Consider the following 20,664-nt stretch of genomic DNA (forward strand, 5'->3'; position numbering starts at 1 on the left):
TTTCGCTCAACCCGCACCGGCGGCGAGTAGTTGCCCGAACGCGAGACCACCGTCGTTGGGCGGCAGTCGACGATGGGTGATGACAGGGAACCCGTTGTCGCGCAACAGAGTGCGTGCTGCCGAGAGCAGCAGCGCGTTCTGGAACACCCCACCCGAGAGCGCGACGGTCGTCGGGGGCGATGCGAAATCCAGGGCGAGGTCGAGGACCAGCGCGGCCACGGCGTGATGGAAGCAGGCGGCGATCACGGCCGCCGGGACGCCGTGCGCGGCGTCGGTGACCACGGCGGCCACGACCGGTGCCGGGTCGATCACGGCCGGGTCGGCGGTGTGATCGAGGCCGAACCGGTAAGCGCGGGCGCCGGGGTCGGCCGAACGCGCGACGGCCTCCAGTTCGATCGCGGCCTGCGCCTCGTAGTCGACAGTGTGGCGGACTCCGGCCAGCGAGGACACGGCGTCGAAGAGCCGTCCCATGCTCGAGGTCGGAGTACATCCGAAGCCGGAGCCGAATTGGTGTGCCAGCACCGCTCGTTCATCGGCGGGGCAGGCGGCGACCGAGGCGATCGTGTCCGACCAGTCCAGTCCCGCGGACCACAGATGCGCCAGCGCCATCCGGTAGGGCCGGTGCACACTGACGTCCCCGCCCGCCAGCGGCACATATTTCAGGTGCGCGAGCCGCCGGTAGCCCTTGTAGCCTGCGGCCAGGACTTCACCGCCCCAGATGGCTCCGTCGGGTCCGAATCCGGTGCCGTCGAACGCGATCCCGGTGACCGTGTCCGAGACGCCGAGTCCGTGTTCGCCCATGACCGCGGCGATGTGCGCGTGGTGATGCTGGACGGTGTGTACCGGACGGCCTTCGGCGTGGGTGCGCGCCCAGGCGGTGGATCGGTAGCGGGGGTGCGCGTCGGCGACGAGCTGGGTGGGTCGGACCCCGGTCAGTTCCGCGAGGTGCTCGGCGGCGAAGCCGAAGGCGCGCAGGGTGTCCAGGTCGTCCATGTCGCCGATGTGCTGGCTGAGCCACGCGTAGCGGCCGTCGCCCACCGCGCAGGTGTTCTTCAGGTCCGCGCCGACGGCGAGCATCGGCGGTACCGGGACGGGCAGGGTCAGCGGGAGGGGCGCGTAGCCGCGCGAGCGGCGCAGGGGCAGTTCGATGCCGTCGACGACGCGCACCACCGAGTCGTCGCACGGGGTGAGGATGCGGCGATCGTGGGAGAGCCGGCCGTCGGCGAGGTCGGCGAGACGGGTGCGGGCATCGGCGTCGTCGAAGCAGATCGGTTCGCCGCCGAGATTGCCCGAAGTCATCACCAATACCCGCGGGCCGGGCGGGTCGCCGGGGAGCCCGAACAGCAGCAGGTGCAGTGGCGTGTAGGCGAGCAGCACACCGAGATCGGGGTTGCGTGGCGCGATCGAGGGGGCAAGCGGGTCGGCGCCACGAGGCAGCAGGACAATCGGCCGTTGGGGGCCGCTGAGCAATGCGGCGGCGCTGTCGTCGACCTCGGCGATCGTGCGCGCGGTGGTCAGGTCGGCAACCATGACGGCGAAGGGTTTGTCGCCGCGTCGTTTCCGGCGGCGCAGGGTGGCCACGGCGTCCTCGTTGGAGGCGTCGCAGGCGAGGTGGTAGCCGCCGATGCCCTTCACGGCGAGAATTCCGCCCTCGCGCAACAGGTTTCGCGCCGACTCCACCGGGTCACCCGGCCCGGTGTAGGTCAGGCGGGGGCCGCAGTCGGGGCAGGCGATGGGTTGGGCGTGGAAGCGCCGGTCGGCCGGGTCGGCGTACTCGACGGCGCAGCGCCGGCACATCGGGAAGTCGGCCATCGAGGTGCTGGGCCGGTCGTAGGGCAGTTCGGCGATGATGGTGAACCGGGGGCCGCAGTTGGTGCAGTTGATGAAGGGGTGGCGGTAGCGGCGGTCGGTGGGATCGGCCAGTTCGGCGGCGCACTCGGCGCAGATCGCGACGTCGGGTGAGGCCAGGGTGCGGCCGCCGCCGTCGCGGCTGGTGTCGGCGATGCGGAATCCGGTGCCGCCGAGGAGCGCCACGGTCCTCTGCTCCACCGATTCGACAACGGCCAGCGGCGGTGGGTGGTCGCGCAGTCGTCGCGCGAACTCGTCCAGATCGGCGGTGGCGCCTTCGATCTGGATGATCACCCCGGAGCTGTCGTTGGCCACCGACCCGGACAGCGACAGTTCCGCGGCGGTGGTGTAGACGAAGGGCCGGAAGCCGACGCCCTGCACCACCCCGCGGACCACGAGGTGACGGCGTTGCCGGTCGGCGGTCACGACTGTTCGCCTCGTCCGAGCAGGTTCAACCCGGCCAGTGCGGTGGCGGCGCCGGCCTCGTCGGTCTTCTCGACCGCCAGACCCATGTGGATGATCACCCAGTCGCCGGGGTGAACCGGGTCCTCGTCCAGCAGACCGATGTTCACCTTGCGGTCCTCGCCGGAGACCGTGACCAGGGCGAGCTGCCCGTGGTAGCCGTCGAGGATCTCCACGACCTGTCCGGGAATACCGAGGCACATGGTTCACCCCTCCGATCGGTTCGACGGCGCGAGCGCCTCGCGCGGGTCGGCGCCGGGCTCTTGCGCACCTGCGGACAGTCGCGTGAGCACCTCGGACACCGCGGCCACCGCCGGGTCGACCGCGGCGAGGACCGGTTCGGACAGTCCGATGCCCTCCTCGACCGAGCGGACCTGGCAGCCGACGACGACGGTCGGCGGCAGGGTCCCGCCCAGAGCGCGCACGCTCGCGAACACGGCGTCGGGGTTCATGGCGTGCGCGTCGAGTTGCGCCGCGCCGGTGGCATCGGGTTCGGCGTGGAAGACCGACAGCGCGCCGGGCGCGCCGCGATCGGGGATCGCGTCGACGAGCACCAGCGCGTCCCAGGGGTCGAGCAGGTCATAGGCCAGGTGCATGCCGCGGATGCCGTAGTCGACCACCCGCACGGTCTCACCGTGCGGCGGAAGTCGCCGCACCACTTCGGGCCCGAAACCGTCGTCGCCGAGGAAGATGTTGCCGATCCCGGCGACGAGCACCCGTGCCGTCACCTCACATCCTGCGTATCTTCAGATAGCGCTGCATATCCGGTATCGAGCGGACGCCGAGTACCGCGGCGCCGGCGGCGACCACCGCCGCGAGCCCGACCGCGATCATTCCTATGATGGCCATGACTGACCCCTTCTCTCATTCTCGTTGGCTGTCGAGTGGTTCGATCTCCTCCGGGGCGAAATACAGGTAGCGGCCGTACCATTCGTGCAGGTCGGCGGCGGGGTCGTCCTCGACGACCACGCCGACGTGAGCCTGCCCGTCGACATCGGAGTGCACCGTGACGACCCGGGCGATCCTGCCGTCGTAGAACAGGTCGTGGGCATCGGCGCGCCGCGACGGATGCAGACGGACCCGGGTGCCGTTGCGTACCCGTACCGCACCGACCATGACCGCGTCGACATCGGGCCGAACGGCGGTGTCGGCCACCGGGTCCCACCAGTCGACGCCGTCGGGCACCTCCGGAATCAGGGCGGCCGGTTCGGCATGCGGATCCCGCAGGACCCCGTGCAACTGCTGTAGGGCCTCCGGGGTCATGCCGTCGCAGCGGTCGATGATCTGGGCGGCCCGCTGGTCGGTCGCCCGGGCGTCGGCCTTCTCCTGATCGGTCATCGTCATCACGCGCAGGGTGAGGATCTCGTCGATCTCGGTGGAGTCGAACAGCGGCCCTTCGCTCTGCTCGGCGATCTCGGGGTGGTCGTAGAGGATGATCGGGGAGATCAGCACGATGCTGTCGTCGCCGGACGGTCCGGCCAGCACCGGGAAACAGCGGTGCTGGACACAGCGGGCCACGGCGGCTGCGGCGTCGGGCGGGGGTTCGAGCAGCGAGACGAACCGGCCGTCGTCGATGTCGGCGATGACGTGCGCGCCGATCAGGGAGCGGGCGATGGCCTCGTGCTGGTCGGCGGCGGGGGCACCGGTGTTGCGCAGAGTGATGCTCACCCGCGTCCATCGCCCGTCGGGTTCCACCGTCAGGTGGACCTCACCGTCGAGGTGCTCGCGCCGCCGGGCCAGCCGCCCGGCCGGTGCGCCGTCGGTACCGGGGATCGCCTCGTGATCGGTTCCGGCCGGAATCGACAGGCGCTCCGTCGAATCGGTCAGCCGCAGCGGACCAATCCGCTGCTCGCATTCGACCGCCTCGTCCCAGCTGATCCACGATCGGCCGCCGGTGACGAGCTCGGTGACCGGGGCTCCCCCGATGTCCTCGACCGTGCGGCGCTGTAGTTGCAGGAACCGGACGGTCAGGGTGATCGAGGCGTGCTCGCCTGGGTCGAGCAGGCATTGGGCCGACAGTTCCGCATCCTCACCGATGCCGGTCGCGGCGGCACCGGCGGGGCCGAGGACGCCGAACTGCCAGCGCGACTGGTTCTTGGGCGAGTTCGACCGGTACGGGTACAGCAGGTAGCCCTCGTAGAGCACCGCGTCGGCGACCGCGCGTGCCCTGGCCTGTGCTCTCGTCGGCTCGGTATTCATGAGCTGTCCTCGACGGTGTCGAGCAGGCGGGTCACCGCGTCGTCGAAGCCGAGCAGTCCGTGGCTGGATTTGTAGGCGGCGATCGCGTCGAGGGTGTCGCGGCGCAGGCGCAGCCAGCCCGAGTTCGGGAAGTGCGCGGCCATCAGGTCGTCCCACACCGAGACCGGCATCGCGAACTTGTCCTCGCGGTCCCAGGGTATCTGCTGCACCGCGAAACCTGTGCTGCCGCGGATGAACACGGTGCCACTGAACAGGAAGATCAGGGGTACGGTCCCCTCGCGCAGGGCATGCAGATACTTGGACCCGCTCACCTCCAAGTCGTAGGTGACCGGCATCGGCAGGTCGACCTGGGCGCCGCCGTGGAATCCGGGAACCATGGTGGCGCAGTGCATCCAGAGGAAGGAACGCTGAGTGTCGCGCCAGCGCTCGCGTGGCCCGAACAGATCGACCAGGCCCGCGCTCTCCTCGTCGGTGTAGCCGCGCCGGTGCGGTTCGATCCGCACCTGCGCGCGTAACGCGATGGCGTGCACCGGTTCCTCGCCGAGCGCCGCGATCCCGACGCGGGCCGTCAGGGTCGGCGTCACGGCGTACGGCTCGGGTGCGATGCCGAGCACCGCGAAGGTCGTCGAGTAGGCCGGACACATCACACACCACCCGGCCGGGCGCGCGCCGACACCGCGGCGAAGAACTCGTCCAGATACCGATGCACGTCCTGGCCGCCGTCGAATCCGCGCCACAGCAACCGCATCCGGCCGACGAATTCGTAGCAGGCGTCGATGGGCAGCAGCAGGCAGGCGGCGCCGGCGGTGCCGCGCTCGGGGACCCGGATCATCAGCGCCTCGACATCGGGGACGGCCACGTCGATCTCCGGGTGCCGGTCGAGCACCGTGCGCCACTGGTCCAGGGGCAGTTCGGATTCGGTGGCGCCCATCGGTCCCGGATAGAACGCGACGGTACGGCCCAGCGCGGAATTCTCGAAGAAGAACGCCAGACCGACCGGGATCTCGAGCGCGTCCCACTCGCCGTGGCTGAGGGTGAACGCCGGGAAGCGCAGGTACCGGTCGGGCACCGCCCGGTACCGCAGGGTGGCCTTCTGGTCGGTGAACAGCAGGTAGCAGCCCCGGCATACGCACAGCAGCTGACGTCCTTCGATATTCACCACGTGCTGGTGCTCGGCGGCGATGGACTCCGCACACATCTCGCACCGTTCGCCCGCCGGCACGGCGGGCTGACGGTCGACGGTGAGGCGCCGCAGCACCCCCAGCGGAGAACTCACCCGGCCACCCCCACCGGGACGGCCACCGACAGTTCGCCTGCGCGCACCAGCACCGGCAGCGGTTCCAGATGGCCCTCGCCGTCGACCCGGGCACCGGCGTGGACGGCGTCGTAGTGCGCTCGGCAGGTCGGGCAGCGCAGGACCGCGTCACCGACCGGAAATCCGACCCGCCGCTCCAGCGCGGCACCGGCCAGGGAGTTGTCACACGACGGGCAGTGGTCGCGGTAGACGAACAGCTCGTCACCGACCCGGCAGGCGAGCACCGCGTGCCCGCCGATGACGAAGCCGCCGACCTCGCCGGGACCGAGCTCACCCAGCTCCGGGACGGCGATCCAGCTCCCGTGGTGCTCGGCCACCGGACGGGCCTCGGCATGTACCCGCGCGAACAGTGAGTCGGGGGAGATCAGGGCGTCGGTCGACTCCGGTTGCGCGGCAGCCACTTCGATGGACTCGATCTCCGGCGCCGCGGCGCGCACCGCGTCCTCCACCGCCAGTTCCAGGGTCACCGAGGACGAGGGGCAGGTGCGGCAGCTGCCGGACAATTCGAGGCGCACGATGCCGTCGGCCACGCCGAGCAGTTCGACATCGCCACCATGGGACCCCAGGTACGGACGCACACTGTCGAGTGCCGCGCGGACGCGGGTCTCCACGTCGTGCGGGTGCAGGCCGTGCACCAGCAGCAGGCTCGCGACGAGATCGTCGGCGGCGAGCCGATCGCGCACATCGTCGCCGACGAGCGCGAGGACCCGTGCCAACCCGGCGCCGTAGAGGTCGGCGACCTCGCGCACCAGTTGCTCGGCACGCTCACGAGCGACGACACCACCCGCCGAACTCGCGTCGAGCAGGGTCTCGATCCGCTCGCCTGCGCCGCGCCATCGGTCTTGGTCGATCGCTGCCTCGTCGTGCTCCCCCGGCCGATCCGGCATCACCGTTACTCCCCGGTGAGTGTCTGGGTGGGCGAGTGGAGTTTCTCCAGCGTCTTGCCGTTGCCGAGGTACATGTGCACGCCGCACGGCAGGCAGGGATCGAAACTGCGCACGGTGCGCATGATGTCGATGCCCTTGAAATTCTCGCGGTCGTTCTCCTCGAAGATCGGCTGGCCCTGCACCGCGTCCTCGTACGGACCCGGCGTGCCGAAACTGTCGCGGGGGTTGGCATTCCACGGCGTCGGCGGATACGGGTGGTAGTTGGCGATCTTGCCGTCCCTGATCACCATGTGATGGGACAGCACACCGCGTACCGCCTCGGTGAACCCGCAGCCGATGCCCTCCTCCGGCACCTCGAAGTGCTCCCACGTCTTGGTCCGCCCCGCTCTGATCTCCGCGAGCGCCCTTTCCGCGAAGTGCAGCGCACTGGCCGCGGCGTAGGCCTGGAAGTAGGTGCGGGCGCGATTGCGTTCGATGGTGTTGCTGCCGAACGTGGGGATCGTCCATTCGAAGCTGACCGGGCCCTTCAACGCGGTCTTCGGCAGGTTGATCTGCACACTGTGCCCGGTCGACTTCACGTAGCCGATGTCGACGAGTCCGGCCAGCGCCGTCGACCACAGCCGGGCCAACGGGCCGCCGCCGGTGTCGAGCGCGAGATGGTCGGTGCCGTCGAACCAGCGCGGCGACATCACCCAGCTGTACTTGTCGTCCATGTCGCGCTTCTGCGGCTTGGGGTTGGTGTGCTGGTTCCAGGGGTGACGCCGGTCGATCGCATTGCCGAGCGGGTCGGTCTTCACGAACATCTCCTGGTCGGTCCAGTCGTCGTAATACGAACTGCCCAACAGGATTCGGATGCCGAGATTGATATCGACCAGGGAAGTGGTCACCAGTTTTCCGTCGACGACCACCCCGGGCGTGACGAACATCCGCCTGCCCCACTCTTCCATGTCCTTGTACTCGAAATTGCACACCTCCGGGTCCTGGAACGAGCCCCAGCAACCCAGCAGCGTGCGCCGCAATCCGACCTGTTCGTAGCCGGGAAGCGCCTCGTAGAAGAAGTCGAAGAGGTCGTCGTGCATCGGCACGACCTTCTTCATGAATTCGACGTAGCGCATCAGGCGCGTCATGTAGTCGGTCATCAGCTGGATCGTCGCGACGGTTCCCACACCGCCCGGATACAGCGTCGACGGGTGCACGTGCCTGCCCTCCATCAGGCAGAACATCTCGCGGGTGTAGCGGCTGACCTGCAGCGCTTCCCGGTAGAACTCGCCGGTGAACGGATTGAGCGCGCGCATGATGTCGGCGACGGTGCGATAACCGTGCTCGGCCGAATGCGGTGCCGGAGTCTTCTCCGCCTGGGCGAGCACACCGGGGTTGGTCTCGGCGACCATCTTCTCGCAGAAATCCACGCCGACCAGATTCTCCTGGAAGATGTTGTGGTCGAACATGTATTCCGCGGCCTCACCGAGATTGACGATCCACTCGCCCAGGTGCGGCGGTTTCACCCCGTAGGCCATGTTCTGGGTGTAGCACGAACAGGTGGCGTGATTGTCGCCGCAGATACCGCAGATGCGGCTGGTGATGAAATGCGCGTCGCGGGGATCCTTGCCTCGCATGAAGATCGAGTAGCCGCGGAAAATGGACGAGGTGCTGTGACACTCGACCACTTCACGATTCTCGAAATCGATCTTGGTATAGATTCCCAGGCTGCCGACGATGCGGGTGATCGGGTCCCAGGCCATTTCGACGAGGCTGTCGGGATCGATCCTCTTGTGTGACGGCTCGGGGATGATGGCAGTCATTCCAATCGCCTCCTACCAGGTGCGGGTGGCGCCGGATTCCAGCTTCTCGCCCTTGTGCCGCCAACGCGGCTCCTTGTCCACCGTTCGTCCGGTGATGTGGCGCAGGCTGCGGATCACCGACCCGTACAGCCCTGACGCCGTCGCGGAGATCTTCCCGCCGGGTGGCTCGTCCATGAACGGCATGAATTTGTCCGGGAATCCCGGCATGGTGCAGCCGATGCAGATGCCGCCCACATTCGGGCAGCCACCGACGCCGTTGATCCAGCCCCGCTTGGGGACGTTGCATTTGACCACCGGGCCCCAACATCCCAGTTTCACAATGCATTTCGGGGAGCCGTACTCGTCGGCGAAGTCGCCTTCCTCGTAGTAGCCTGCCCGATCACAGCCTTCGTGGACGGTGGCGCCGAACAACCATTTCGGGCGCAGCGCCTCGTCGAGCGGGATCATCGGCGCCTGTCCGGTCGCCATGTAGAGCAGGTAGGTCAGTGTTTCGGACATGTTGTCCGGGTGGACCGGGCAACCGGGTACGCACACGATCGGGATTCCGGCTTTGGATTTCCAGTCCCAGCCGAGGTAGTCCGGCACACCCATCGCACCGGTGGGGTTACCCGCCATGGCGTGGATGCCACCGTAGGTGGCACAGGTACCGACCGCGACCACCGCGGTGGCCTTCGGGGCCAGCCGATCGAGCCACTCACTGGTCGTCATCGGCTGACCGGTGGCGGGATTGTTGCCGAAGCCACACCAGTAGCCCTCGTCGTGGAGTTGTTCGTTCGGAATGGAGCCTTCCACGACGAGCACGAACGGCTCGAGTTCCCCGCGGTCGGCTTTGAAGAACCATTCGAGGAAATCGTCGGCGCCGCCGGCGGGACCGCATTCGAAATCGATCAACGGCCAGTGCACCGCGATCTGCGGGAGCCCGGGAAGCGCGCCGAGGGCGATCTCCTCGATACTGGGCTGTGTCGCGGCTGTCAGCGCGACCGAATCACCGTCACAACCGAGGCCTGCGTTGATCCACAGAACGTGGATCAGGGCCTGTTCTGCTTTGATTGCTTCCTGGGTGGGCATGGGCTGTGCCACTTTCTGAAGCGGGTAATCGCAGGCTTACGGGAGCCTACGACGTGATCCTGATCACGTCAGTCTATGTCGCCGGTGAGTGATCATCAATAGTTGCTGAGCGCTGCAGCCGGAGCCAGTCGAACCACTGCGCCATACCGTCACCGCTGGTCACCGACAGTGGCAGGACCTGCGCGTGCGGGTTGATCACAGTCGCGTACTCCCGGCATTTATCCAGGTCGAAGTCGACATAGGGCAGCAGGTCGATCTTGTTGACGAGGACCAGGGACGCCGCGGCGAACATGTGCGGATACTTCAGCGGCTTGTCGGTGCCCTCGGTCACCGAGATAACCACGACTTTGCCGCGCTCGCCGAGGTCGAACAATGCCGGGCATACCAGGTTGCCGACGTTCTCGACGAACAGCAGCGTGCCGGGCTCGGGGTCCAGTGACTCGAGCGCACGGAAGGTCATGTCGGCGTCGAGGTGACAGCCGGCGCCGGTATTGATCTGCACGACCCGGCAGCCCGTCGCCCCGATCCGCTCGGCGTCGAGCAAGGTCGCCTGGTCGCCCTCGATCACCGCGATCGGCTGCTCGGTGAACTCGCGGATCGTGCGTTCGAGCAGCGTGGTCTTGCCCGCACCGGGTGAGCTGGTCATGTTCAGCGCCAGGATGTCGCGGGCGGCGAGCCAGTCACGGTTGCGCTGGGCCAATAGGTCGTTCTTGGCCAGGACCTTCTGTTCGAGGGTGATGGTCTCGGTCACCGGCAGGTGTACGTGATCGCCGCCGTGACCATGGCTGTGCCGGTGCGGCTCGTGCTCGTGCTCGTGCTCGTACTCGTGCTCGTGCGGGAGGGTGATCACCGCGGCGGCGTCGTCGCCGCATCCACAGGTTGCGCACATTCTCGGCTCACTTCCATCGAGCGGATTCGGAGTTCGTGCCCGGCTCTGATCTCGACATCGGCGCTGCCGCACTCGCACAGGGCGATCGGTTCGAGCACAGTGAACTCGGCGCCACAACTTCGGCAGGCCGCACGGCCGGGTACCGCGTCGATCTCGAGGCGCGCGCCCTCGGCGAGTGTTCCCTCGGCGGCGAGTTCGAAGCAGAACTGCATCGCCTCCGGAACGATCGCGCACAGCACGCCCACTTCCAGGAGCACGCTGTGCACCCGCGCTCCCGCCGCGTGTTCGCAGACGGCGTCGATGACACTCTGGGTGATCGCCATTTCGTGCATCGCAGTCTCGGTTCGTCGAGGGATGAACCCACCGATCAGGCTACTCCTCGGCAACCCGCCGACGCGATGGTCGAGCGGAGTACGAACGCTCAGCTGAGCCGGTGTTCGGCGAGCAGCGCGGCATCGCCGAGGATGTCCGCGGTGGGGCCGTTGGCGACGACTTCGCCCGCGTCGAGAATGACGACCCGATCGCAGATCCGTTGCGCGTAGGGCAGATCGTGGGTCACCACGAGCATGGTGGTGGGCAGCGACAGCAGGATCTCGGCCAGTTCGCGGCGGGCCAGCGGATCGAGGTTGGCAGCCGGTTCGTCGAGGACGAGAACCTCCGGCCGGCACGACAGCACCGTGGCCAGCGCGGCCCGGCGGCGTTCCCCGAGCGACAGGTGCGCCGGTGAGCGGCCGGCCCGATCGGTCATCCCCACCGCGTCGAGCGCCTCGCGCACGCGTTCGGCGAGGGCCTCGCCGCGGACACCGAAGTTGGCGGGCCCGAACGCGACGTCCTGTTCCACGGTCGGCATGAACAGCTGGTCGTCGGGGTCCTGGAACACCACCCCGACCCGTTGCCGGATGGCGCGGACACTGTCGCGGTCCAGCCGCACACCGCCGATGTGCACCTCCCCCGAGGTGGCGGTGAGCACCCCGTTCAGGTGCAGCATCAGCGTGGACTTGCCTGCTCCGTTGGGCCCGAGGACACCCACCCGCTCCCCCGGTGCGATCTGCAGATTCACCCCGTTCAGCGCGCCGGTCCCGTCGGGATAGGCGAAGGCCAGGTCGACCACACGCACCGCCGGGGTCGTCGGTTCGGTCACCGCACCATCCAAGCACCGGCGCAGACAGCGATCGCGGCGGCCGCCGGTAGGCAGCCGAGCAGCCATTGCCTGCGGGTGGCAGGCGGGGTGCCGACATCGGGTACGGCGCCGACGAATCCGCGCGACAGCATCGCCAGGTGAACCCGTTCGCCGCGTTCGTAGGACCGCAGGAACAGGGTGCCGGCGCCGCGTGCGGTCGCACCGGCTTGGCGCAGTGTGCGCGGGTCGTCGCCGCGCGAGATCCGCGCCAGCCGCATTCGCGCCGCCTCGGCCACCAGCACGTCGACATAGCGCAGCATCAGCACCACGATCATGACGATCGTGCCCGGCACGCGGAGCCGCGTCAGCCCTTCGGGCAGGGAGCGCACGCTCGTCGTCGCGGCCAAGGTCAGTGAGATACCCACGCCGATAGTGCCTTTCGCGATGATCCCCCACGCGGCGTAGAGGCCGGTCACCGACAGCGACAGCCCGAGGACCTCGGTGCGGGGTTCCCCGGCGGCGAAGGGCAGCAGGATCGCCAGCACGACGAACGGCAACTCGATGAGCAGGCGTGGCGCAATCCAGCGCAACGGGATTCTCCACCACCGCCACAGCGCGACCAAGCCCAAGGCATAGCAGCCGAACGGCCACAACAACTCCCGCGGTGTCGCCACGACCGCGAACACCGCGACCACCGCACAGACGATCTTCACCTCGGCCGGCGCCCGATGCGCCGGTGAACTCCCTGCCAGATACAGCCGGTGGACCGGGCCGCTCACCTACTCCGGCTCCGCATCCGACCGCGCCGCGACCTCACCCGCACGGGCCGCCGGGCGCGTTGCGCTTCGCCCGATCCGGATCGTGCGGACCACGGCGAACAGCACGGCGAAGGCGGCCGCGACACCGACGATGCCCGCCAGACCGGCCAGATCGCTGTTGCCGCCGATCGCGTAGTCCGCCAGCGGTGAACCGGCGAACCGGTGTTCCTCGGCGCTCTGGGCGATGCACTCACCATGCAGTTCCTCGGTGCCATTCACCTCGACCATGGTGCACCCGCGCTGGGTGGTGGCGTCGAGCCCGTCGGGCTGTGAACTCGCGGCATAGGACAGCACGCCCGCGACGAGCACCGCGGCCGCGGCGAACGCCCACAGGAAACCGGTGAACGACACCCGCGCGCGAGCGGGAGATGCTGCGGCGGATACTGATTCCGCCGCACGCAGCACGTAGACCAGGTCCGGTCGTGCGTTCACCACCGCCACCACGGTGATCGCGGTGATGATGCCTTCACCGATCCCGATCAGCGTGTGGGTGACGAACATGTACCCCGCGACCGCCCCGACCGTCGAACCGGCGGCCCCGCCGATCGCGTACTCGACGACGAAACCCAGGGCGGCACACAGGGTTCCGATAAGCGCGGCGACGAATGCCACAACACCCATCCCCGTGTCGCTCCGCCTGCGGAGCAGCACTATCCCGGCCCGGGCGACGAAGTATCCCGCACCGACACCGATCAGGGCCATGTTCGTGATGTTGGTGCCGAGTGCGGTCAGCCCGCCGTCGGCGAACAGCAGCGCCTGGACGACCAGCACGATCGCCACGCACAACGCCCCGAGGTAGGGCCCGACCAGAATGGCGGCCAGCGCCCCGCCCAGCAGGTGCCCACTCACACCGGGCAGGATCGGGAAGTTCACCATCTGCACCGCGAAGATGAACGCGGCCACCAGCCCGGCCATCGGCGCCGCGCGCTCATCGAGTTCAGCCCGCGCTCGCCAGCCCGCGAACCCGAGCCCCACTGCCGCGATCCCCGCGAAGATCAGCGACGTCGGCGCATCGACGATCCCGTCGCTCATGTGCATTGCCACGGTGCTGCCGTTCACCTCTCAGAACACTACGCCCTTTATCTGTCCATGTGAACAGATAAAGGGATGTCCGACCGCGACGTCGGCTTGGATGCGACCGGGGTGCGATGCGATTAGACTCCGGTGATGGAGCGCCGCAGCGAAGCCGCGCGCAGCCGTGGTGGACGTGATCGCCGGTCGCCCTTCGACCGGTTCGTCGAGCAGGCCGAGCTGCGCGTGAGTCAGGCTCCGTTCTTCTTCCTCTGCGCCGGAATCGTCGCCGCGTGGCTGATCAGTTTGCCGTGGTGGACGGATCTCAAAACCTGGCAGGTTGCCATCCACACTGTTGCGAGCGTCTTCACCCTGCTGTTGGTGGTGCTGCTCGAAAACGCCGGCCGCCGCGCGAGCGAGTCCGCGCAGGAGAAACTCAATGTCATCGCCGACGCGTTGGCCGCACTGCTGACTTCCTCCGCGTCCAGCGATCCCGAACTCCGAGCTGCCGCGGATCGGCTGCGAGAAGCCGTCGGGCTCGAAGAGCGCCAGTGACCAGATCACTCCAGCCCGAAACATGTTCGGGCTGGAGTGATCTCCTGTCTGTCGACCGAAGCCGCGGACTACCTCGATGACACAGGCAACGCCGGCCGCCGAGGTGGAGCTCAGTCCGCGGCCACCTCGCTGCGGTCCCCGCTCCACAGCGTGTGGAATTTGCCCTCGGCATCGATGCGCTCGTAGGTATGTGCGCCGAAGAAATCGCGCTGGCCCTGGGTCAGCGCGGCAGGCAGGCGCTCTGCGCGCAGTGCGTCGTAGTAGGACAGCGAGGACGCGAACGCCGGGACCGGGATCCCGAGCAGGGTGGCGGTGGACACCACGCGCCGCCAGCTATCGATCGCGGTCTCGATCGCCTCACGGAAGTAGGGGGCGAGGATCAAGCTCGGCAGGGTGGGGTCCTGCTCGTAGGCTTCCTTGATCCGGTTCAGGAACCGAGCCCGGATGATGCAGCCGCCGCGCCAGATCGTCGCCAGATCGCCGGGGTGCAGATCCCAGCCGTACTCGGTGCTGCCCGCGGCGATCTGGTCGAAGCCCTGTGCGTAGGCGACGACCTTGGACGCGTAGAGCGCCTGCCGGATGTCCTCGGTGAACTGCTCGACATCGGTGGGCTTGTCGGCGAGTGCGCCCGAGGCGAGACCCACCGCGGCTTTGCGCTGGGCGCGGGAACCGGACAGCGCCCTGGCGAAGACCGCCTCCGCGATGCCGGTCACCGGCACACCGAGATCGAGCGCGGACTTGACCGTCCAGCGGCCGGTGCCCTTCTGTTCGGCCGCGTCGACGATGACGTCGACCAGCGGCTTGCCGGTCTTCGCGTCGATCTGCGCGAGCACCTCGGCGGTGATCTCGACCAGGTAGCTCTCCAGGTCCCCGGAGTTCCACTGCGTGAACACATCCGCGATCTGCCCGGCGTCGAAACCGAGCGCGTCCCGGAACAGGTGGTAGGCCTCGCCGATCAGCTGCATGTCGGCGTATTCGATGCCGTTGTGCACCATCTTGACGAAGTGCCCGGAACCGTCGGGGCCGATGTGGGTGCAGCACGGTGTGCCGTCGACCTGCGCCGCGATCGACTCCAGCAACGGGCCGAGCGACTCGTAGGACTCCTTCGGTCCACCCGGCATGATCGCGGGACCGTTGAGCGCGCCCTCCTCGCCACCGGAGATGCCCGCCCCGACGAAGTTCAGGCCGCGCTCGCGCAATGCGGCCTCGCGACGGATGGTGTCGGTGTAGAGGGCATTGCCGCCGTCGATGATGATGTCGCCCGGCTCCATCACGGCGGCGAGCTCCTCGATGACGGTATCGGTCGCGTCGCCCGCCTTGACCATGATCAGTACTCGCCGCGGCTTCTCCAGCGCGGCGACGAACTCCTCGACGGTCTCGGTGCGGACGAAATCGCCGTCACCGCCGTGCTCGGCCAGCAGCGCGTCGGTCTTGGCCACGGAACGGTTGTGCAGCGCGACGGTGTAGCCGTGCCTGGCGAAGTTGCGGGCGATGTTGCTGCCCATCACGGCCAGGCCGGTGACACCGATGTGTGCACGCGCGGTAGAGGTCGACATTGATCAGCTCTCTTCGATCGGCGGGTCCGACGGGTGCGGAAGACGGCTTCCTTGGCAGCCAAGTTACTGGGTGCCGATCCGCGGCCGAACACTTACCACCGTGACCGGGGCTCCGCACGGAACCGGGCGTCGTCCGCGTGTCGGCGGTCGCTGCTAGTGTCGGTCGAGTTCTGACACGGGGTGTCTCGCGACCGCGAGGCTGAGAACAGACCCGCTGAACCTGTTCAGGTAATGCTGACGAAGGGATGTCACGGTGTTGCGCGCCCACACCACAAATACCGGCCTGTTCACCGATCAACTCTGGGACCGGACCAAAGTCCTGCGGAGTGCGATCGACGACCTGGAATTCCTGCGGCACCTCGGCGAGGGCACATTGCCGCTCGAGGTGTTCCGCACCTACATCGAGCAGGATTCGCTGTATCTCACCGGGTACTCGAAGGCGCTGGCGATTCTCGCCGCCAAGTCGCCGGACCCGCAGACCGCGGCCTTCTGGGCGACCTCGTCCGCGAACGCCGCCGCTGTCGAGTCGGCCATGCACGACCAACTGCTCACCGGTGGAGCGCTGCCCCCGCAGCAGGGTGAGCCGGAGCATTCGCAGACCTGCCTGGCCTATGTCTCGTACCTGATCGCCGCCGCCGCGACCGACTCCTACGCCGTCGCCGCGGCGGCCGCGCTGCCCTGCTTCTGGATCTACGCCGAAGTGGGACGCGACCTGGCCGAGAGCGCCGCGAAGGTGATCGCGGCGGACCCCGCCCACCCGTATGCCCAGTGGGTCGCCACCTACGGCGCGGCGGAGTTCCAGCAGGCCGCGGCCACGGCTCGATCGCTGGTCGACGCCGCCGCCGAGTCGGCGACCGAGCAGGAGCGGGCGGCGATGGAGAAGGCATTCGTCCTCGCCGTGCGCTACGAGTTGATGTTCTGGGACACCGCCCTGCATCCGCAGCCCTGGCCTGCCGCATGAGCGGGCGTCTACGCCGCGCACTCGCGGTCATGGCAACCGTCGTCGCGACCCTGTCGCTGCTCACCGCCTGCGGTTCGGGCGGCGGCTCCGATCACACCATCCGGTTCGCGCTGGATTGGACGCCGAACACCAACCATGCCGGCCTCTACGTCGCGTTGCAGCGCGGCTACTTCGCCGACGCCGGTCTGGATGTGCAGGTCCTGCCGTACAACAACACCTCGGTCGACACGATGGTCGATGCCGGGAACGCGGAATTCGGGATCAGTACCCACAATTCGTCGACCTTCGCCCGCGCGTCGGGTGCGCAGGTCAAGTCGGTGCTCGCCCCGCTGCAGCACTGGGCGACGGGCATCGGGGTGCGTGCCGATCGCGCCGACCTCGCGAGCCCGAAGAACCTCGACGGCAAGACCTACGCCGGTTTCGGCGACCCGGGCGAGCGAGAGGCACTCCAGCAGGTCATCCGCAACGACGGCGGCACCGGCGATTTCACCTCGGTGGTGCTCGGTTCGTCGGCGTACGAAGCGGTCTACTCCGGCAAGGCGGACTTCACCGTCTCGTATCTGGCGTGGGAGGGGATCGAGGCCGAACACCACGGCACCCCGATGCGGTACTTCCGGTACACCGACTTCGGTTTCCCGGACGCCTACGCGATCGTGATCGACGCCAACGAGGGCTGGCTGGCCGAGAACCCGGACCGCGCCGCGAAATTCGTGCAGGCGCTGCAACGTGGCTACCAGTTCGCCGCGGACAATCCGGACGCGGCGGCCCAGGATCTCATCAATGCCAATCCGGGCTCGTTCACCGACGAGTCGCTGGTCTTCGAGAGCCAGCGCATGCTGGCCGCGCAGTTCATGAAGGATGCGCAGGGCAACGTGGGCACCCAGACGGTGCAGCAGTGGTCGGCGAATTCCGGCTTCCTGTACCGGAGCGGTCTGCTGACCGGCCCCGATGGCAAGCCGCTGACCACCGAACCCGACTGGTCGACCTATTTCACCAATGAGTACCTCGCCGACCGGTGAGCTGTCCGTAGCCGCGTCGCCGCCGGCCCCCACCGGCGACGACGGCGGGACGGATCGCTGGGCAGGGCTCCGCTGGGCGGTGCCGTCGTTCGTCACGGTGGCGGTGCTCGTCGCGATCTGGCAGGTCTACGTCACGAGCAGTGGTGTCCGCCCGCAGGTGCTGCCGTCACCGCTGCGGGTCGTCCAGCAGGGTTGGGCGCACCGGGACGAGATCGGTTCCCATGCGGCCGCCACCTTGCAGGTGACGCTGGCCGGGTTCGCGGTGTCGCTGACTCTGGCGTGGGTACTGGCGGTGATCGTCGATTTCTCCCCCTGGCTGCGGCGTGCGTTGGTACCGCTGTTCGTCGCGTCGCAGACCGTGCCGATCGTCGCGATCGCACCGTTGATGATCATCTGGTTCGGGTTCGGTCTCCTGCCGAAGATCCTGGTGGTCGCGCTGGTCACCTTCTTCCCCATGGCCATCGGCCTGATCGAGGGATTCGCCGCGGCCGACCGGGACGCGGGCGCGCTGCTGCGGAGCATGGGCGCCTCCCGGCTGCAGGAGTCCCGCTATGTGCGACTGCCGTCCGCGCTGCCACGGTTCTTCACGGCGCTGCGGATCGGGATCACCTATGCGGTCGTCGGCGCGGTGTTCGCCGAGTATGTCGGCGCGAGCGCCGGTCTCGGCATCTATATGAGCCTGCAGAAGAATTCGTTCCGCACCGACCTGGTGCTGGCGGCGGTGCTGGTCACGGCGCTGCTCAGCATCACGCTCTACCTGTCGACATTCGCGATCGAACGCCTCGTCGCGCCGTGGTCGCGGGCGCAGAACAGGAGCCGACGTGACTGACGACAGGGGCGACCGCATCGTCGTCGACCATCTCACCAAGTCGTTCCCGCAGCCCGGTCGGCGCAGCCCGGACCTCGCGGTGCTGGGCGGGGTGTCGTTCACCGTTCGATCGGGCGAGTTCGTCACCGTCATCGGGCCGAGTGGGTGCGGCAAGAGCACCGTGTTCAACATGCTGGCCGGACTCGAATCCCCCGACTCCGGCAGCGTCGGGTTTCGTGCGGCCGACGGTGAGGACACCGCATCGCATTGCGCCTACATGCCGCAGAAGGACCTGCTGTTCCCCTGGCGAACCGTCCTCGACAACACCATCCTGGGCCTGCGTGTCCAGGGTGTCCCGAAAGCGGAGGCCCGGCGCCGCGCCCGCGCACTGTTCCCGGTCTTCGGCCTGTCCGGTTTCGAGGACGCCCGCCCGTCCCAGCTGTCGGGCGGGATGCGACAACGGGCCGCGCTACTGCGGACCGTCGTCCAGGAGCGCGAACTGCTGCTGCTCGACGAACCCTTCGGCGCGCTCGACTCACTGACTCGCACCGAGATGCAGTCGTGGCTACAAGAGGTCTGGCAGCGCTACCGCTGGATGGTCCTGATGATCACTCACGATGTCCGTGAGGCGGTGTACCTGTCGGACCGCGTGATCGTCCTGTCGGCGCGCCCGGCCACCGTGCGTCACGAACTGCGCATCGACCTGCCGCGACCGCGCGAGTTGTCCACGATCACCGCCCCCGAATTCGTCGCACTGGAAGAGGAACTCCTCGCGATCCTGCACGAGGAGTCGCGGCGGGCGTTCACGGAACAGCGCTAGCTCGACCGGTCCGCCGGTGGTCAGTGCTCGAGCGAAGGATCCCAGCGGTTGGCGAGCAGTGTGAAGCTCGGGAGGTCCTCCAGCGAGGTCGACGCCTCGTAGATACGCTCGTACCGTGTCGAGGCGATCCGCCACACACCGTCCAGGTCGCGACGATAGGTGTCGGAATAGTATCCGCCCCCACGGATCTGAACTTTCGCGCCCGGCACGAGGACTGTGTCCTCGAACGCCCAGGAACCCGTCGCGGTATCGCCGTCGACCTCGATCTCGGGATGGTTGGCGATGTGGACCGTGACGATCCCGGGCCCGAGGTTCTTCTCCATGAACGCCACGACATCGGCCCGATTGTCGAAATGCAGCGGCTCGGCCATCGCCTGGGTCCCATAGCGCGCGGAGACGTCCTCGGCGAGGCAGTCCGCGAACTCGTCCCACAGCTTCAGGTCGAGTGTGCGGAAGTAGCGGTGCTTGAGGCGCTTGATCTCCTCGATCGCGACAAGGTCCATGGCCGGAGTGTAGAACGTGTTCTAGATCTGGGCGAGCGTTCGGCCGACGCGACGCTATCGGAACACGCTCATGAAGATGAGGTTCGCGATAATGTCGGATTGACTCCACGTGTTACCGAGGCCGTCGTTCCGATCGGCATAGACCCACGCACCGACGTTGAACGTGTACGTGTTGCCCGGGCGCATCGTCCAGAGCACGTCGATGACCGCCCCGGGGCCGAATCCGCCGCTGCTGTAGACGTCGACCTCATTGCTGACCCGCTTGCGCCAGCGTTTGTCGACGGCGGAGGCGATGAAGTTGCCGTTCTCGAAAACCGTGAGATCGGTACCGCCCTCGGCGGTGGCGTCGCCGCCGAACCCGGCGCCGACCGTGTAGTGGTCGTCGGTCGTGCGGTACGCGCGACCCATCACGGAGACCACGTGGTCGGTCTCCAGCGTGACCCCGAATCCGGCGCGCGCGCTCACGAAATCCTCGGCGCCGCCGATCTTCGGACCCGCGCGGCCGTCGATGGCTACGCGGCCGTTGTCGCGATCGACAACGATCTTGAACGGTCTGCCGCCTGCCGGGTCGTGCCACGCCCATTCGAAGTGATACGGGATCCCGAAGATCTGGGCGCCTGCGCGGACATCGAGCGTTGCCGTTGTTTCCGGGTGGTTCCCGCGCGAGTCGGTGCGCTGCGGGTGTGCCAGATCCTCGTCGAACGGAACCGGGGTTTCGTCCGCTTTTCGCAGCATGTCCGCCGTGTCGGGATCCTGTTGCGCCAGTCGTATCAGCGGGGCGTAGAGCGCCCGCGAGATCGCGGCCCGTTCGGCGGCGTCGGCGCGCCTGCGGGCGGTCTCCGCGGAGGAACGTTCGATCATGCTTTCGATCGATTTCTCCACGAAACGGCGGTGCTCGGCGGGGAAATCCTGCGAGTAGCGGATCTGCGACGTGGGAGGTTCCGTGCGGGGAGCCGGCGTCGTGGTCGATGTCATGAGTGCACCTCCAACTGGTGTTGTGCTCTCGTCAGCCTGCGCCTGTGA

At 67.9% G+C, this 20,664-nt stretch carries 23 protein-coding genes, 1 pseudogene and 1 riboswitch; of the genes and pseudogenes, 5 read left to right on the forward strand and 19 right to left on the reverse strand.

Going from position 1 to position 20,664, the window contains the following annotated elements; genetic code table 11:
- Positions 1-6 precede the first annotated feature (6 nt).
- The 16 genes and pseudogenes from hypF to IEY60_RS35845 form a co-directional block, all read right to left on the reverse strand.
- A complete protein-coding gene (hypF, locus tag IEY60_RS17250; protein WP_189029222.1) occupies positions 7-2,274 on the reverse strand; it encodes a carbamoyltransferase HypF in 2,268 nt (755 codons plus the stop codon).
- Positions 2,271-2,513 (reverse strand): HypC/HybG/HupF family hydrogenase formation chaperone, encoded by a 243-nt coding sequence (locus tag IEY60_RS17255; RefSeq protein WP_189029224.1) that lies wholly within the window; start codon positions 2,511-2,513, stop codon positions 2,271-2,273. Before IEY60_RS17255 ends, hypF begins: the two co-directional genes overlap by 4 nt.
- A gap of 3 nt (positions 2,514-2,516) precedes the next feature.
- Complete coding sequence (locus IEY60_RS17260; protein WP_189029226.1) at positions 2,517-3,038, reverse strand: hydrogenase maturation protease; 522 nt, start codon at positions 3,036-3,038, stop codon at positions 2,517-2,519.
- Position 3,039: 1 nt separating this feature from the next.
- Complete coding sequence (locus IEY60_RS36530; RefSeq protein WP_373291722.1) at positions 3,040-3,159, reverse strand: DUF6893 family small protein; 120 nt, start codon at positions 3,157-3,159, stop codon at positions 3,040-3,042.
- A gap of 15 nt (positions 3,160-3,174) precedes the next feature.
- Positions 3,175-4,509: a hypothetical protein gene (locus IEY60_RS17265; RefSeq protein WP_189029228.1), complete on the reverse strand. Its 1,335-nt coding sequence runs from the start codon at positions 4,507-4,509 to the stop codon at positions 3,175-3,177.
- Positions 4,506-5,153: a DUF6084 family protein gene (locus IEY60_RS17270; protein WP_189029230.1), complete on the reverse strand. Its 648-nt coding sequence runs from the start codon at positions 5,151-5,153 to the stop codon at positions 4,506-4,508. Before IEY60_RS17270 ends, IEY60_RS17265 begins: the two co-directional genes overlap by 4 nt.
- Positions 5,153-5,785, reverse strand: a complete 633-nt coding sequence (locus tag IEY60_RS17275; RefSeq protein WP_189029232.1) for a DUF5947 family protein — start codon at positions 5,783-5,785, stop codon at positions 5,153-5,155. Before IEY60_RS17275 ends, IEY60_RS17270 begins: the two co-directional genes overlap by 1 nt.
- Entirely contained in the window at positions 5,782-6,711 is a 930-nt protein-coding gene (locus IEY60_RS17280) for a NifU family protein (RefSeq protein ID WP_189029234.1), read from the reverse strand. Before IEY60_RS17280 ends, IEY60_RS17275 begins: the two co-directional genes overlap by 4 nt.
- A gap of 5 nt (positions 6,712-6,716) precedes the next feature.
- The gene (locus IEY60_RS17285) at positions 6,717-8,513 is read right to left on the reverse strand and encodes a nickel-dependent hydrogenase large subunit (protein ID WP_189029237.1); all 1,797 of its coding nucleotides are present in this window, start codon (positions 8,511-8,513) and stop codon (positions 6,717-6,719) included.
- A 12-nt stretch (positions 8,514-8,525) separates the two neighbouring features.
- Positions 8,526-9,581, reverse strand: coding sequence for an NADH-quinone oxidoreductase subunit B family protein (locus IEY60_RS17290; RefSeq protein ID WP_189029239.1), 1,056 nt, complete (start codon positions 9,579-9,581; stop codon positions 8,526-8,528).
- Positions 9,582-9,654: 73 nt separating this feature from the next.
- Entirely contained in the window at positions 9,655-10,470 is an 816-nt protein-coding gene (hypB, locus tag IEY60_RS17295; protein WP_189029241.1) for a hydrogenase nickel incorporation protein HypB, read from the reverse strand.
- Positions 10,428-10,802 carry a hydrogenase maturation nickel metallochaperone HypA/HybF gene (locus IEY60_RS17300; RefSeq protein WP_189029243.1) on the reverse strand — a complete coding sequence of 125 codons (375 nt, stop codon included), beginning with the start codon at positions 10,800-10,802 and terminating at the stop codon, positions 10,428-10,430. The genes hypB and IEY60_RS17300 overlap by 43 nt, the downstream gene beginning before the upstream one ends.
- Positions 10,803-10,891: 89 nt before the next feature.
- Complete coding sequence (locus IEY60_RS17305; RefSeq protein WP_229739903.1) at positions 10,892-11,611, reverse strand: energy-coupling factor ABC transporter ATP-binding protein; 720 nt, start codon at positions 11,609-11,611, stop codon at positions 10,892-10,894.
- A complete protein-coding gene (cbiQ, locus tag IEY60_RS17310; RefSeq protein WP_189029247.1) occupies positions 11,608-12,369 on the reverse strand; it encodes a cobalt ECF transporter T component CbiQ in 762 nt (253 codons plus the stop codon). Before cbiQ ends, IEY60_RS17305 begins: the two co-directional genes overlap by 4 nt.
- Positions 12,370-12,759 carry a PDGLE domain-containing protein gene (locus IEY60_RS35840; RefSeq protein ID WP_373291729.1) on the reverse strand — a complete coding sequence of 130 codons (390 nt, stop codon included), beginning with the start codon at positions 12,757-12,759 and terminating at the stop codon, positions 12,370-12,372.
- Positions 12,760-12,780: 21 nt separating this feature from the next.
- Positions 12,781-13,467: pseudogene (locus tag IEY60_RS35845) on the reverse strand (energy-coupling factor ABC transporter permease); the annotation flags it as partial.
- Positions 13,468-13,575: 108 nt separating this feature from the next.
- Here IEY60_RS35845 and IEY60_RS17320 point away from each other — a divergent pair.
- On the forward strand, positions 13,576-13,974 hold the full coding sequence (locus tag IEY60_RS17320; RefSeq protein WP_189029503.1) for a low affinity iron permease family protein: 399 nt from the start codon (positions 13,576-13,578) through the stop codon (positions 13,972-13,974).
- A gap of 110 nt (positions 13,975-14,084) precedes the next feature.
- Here the strand turns inward: IEY60_RS17320 and gnd are convergent, their stop codons facing one another.
- The gene (gene gnd, locus IEY60_RS17325; RefSeq protein ID WP_189029250.1) at positions 14,085-15,530 is read right to left on the reverse strand and encodes an NADP-dependent phosphogluconate dehydrogenase; all 1,446 of its coding nucleotides are present in this window, start codon (positions 15,528-15,530) and stop codon (positions 14,085-14,087) included.
- Positions 15,531-15,696: 166 nt separating this feature from the next.
- A riboswitch (TPP riboswitch) is annotated at positions 15,697-15,793 on the forward strand.
- Between gnd and IEY60_RS17330 the strand changes: the two genes are divergently transcribed.
- The 4 genes from IEY60_RS17330 to IEY60_RS17345 all read left to right on the forward strand — a co-directional run bounded on the left by IEY60_RS17330 (position 15,784) and on the right by IEY60_RS17345 (position 19,138).
- Complete coding sequence (locus IEY60_RS17330) at positions 15,784-16,491, forward strand: TenA family protein (protein ID WP_189029252.1); 708 nt, start codon at positions 15,784-15,786, stop codon at positions 16,489-16,491. It overlaps the preceding riboswitch by 10 nt.
- Positions 16,488-17,510, forward strand: coding sequence for an ABC transporter substrate-binding protein (locus tag IEY60_RS17335; RefSeq protein ID WP_189029254.1), 1,023 nt, complete (start codon positions 16,488-16,490; stop codon positions 17,508-17,510). The genes IEY60_RS17330 and IEY60_RS17335 overlap by 4 nt, the downstream gene beginning before the upstream one ends.
- A complete protein-coding gene (locus tag IEY60_RS17340) occupies positions 17,488-18,339 on the forward strand; it encodes an ABC transporter permease (RefSeq protein WP_189029256.1) in 852 nt (283 codons plus the stop codon). Before IEY60_RS17335 ends, IEY60_RS17340 begins: the two co-directional genes overlap by 23 nt.
- Positions 18,332-19,138, forward strand: a complete 807-nt coding sequence (locus IEY60_RS17345; RefSeq protein WP_189029258.1) for an ABC transporter ATP-binding protein — start codon at positions 18,332-18,334, stop codon at positions 19,136-19,138. The genes IEY60_RS17340 and IEY60_RS17345 overlap by 8 nt, the downstream gene beginning before the upstream one ends.
- A gap of 20 nt (positions 19,139-19,158) precedes the next feature.
- On the opposite strand, the gene IEY60_RS17350 is transcribed toward IEY60_RS17345, so the two are convergent.
- Together IEY60_RS17350 and IEY60_RS17355 are read right to left on the reverse strand one after the other, a co-directional pair.
- Positions 19,159-19,641: a nuclear transport factor 2 family protein gene (locus IEY60_RS17350; protein WP_189029260.1), complete on the reverse strand. Its 483-nt coding sequence runs from the start codon at positions 19,639-19,641 to the stop codon at positions 19,159-19,161.
- Positions 19,642-19,695: 54 nt separating this feature from the next.
- Positions 19,696-20,616 carry a hypothetical protein gene (locus tag IEY60_RS17355; protein WP_189029262.1) on the reverse strand — a complete coding sequence of 307 codons (921 nt, stop codon included), beginning with the start codon at positions 20,614-20,616 and terminating at the stop codon, positions 19,696-19,698.
- Between the last annotated feature and the right edge of the window lie 48 nt (positions 20,617-20,664).

Origin of the sequence: Nocardia rhizosphaerihabitans (assembly GCF_014646295.1) — a bacterium.
Taxonomy (GTDB): Bacteria; Actinomycetota; Actinomycetes; order Mycobacteriales; family Mycobacteriaceae; genus Nocardia; species Nocardia rhizosphaerihabitans.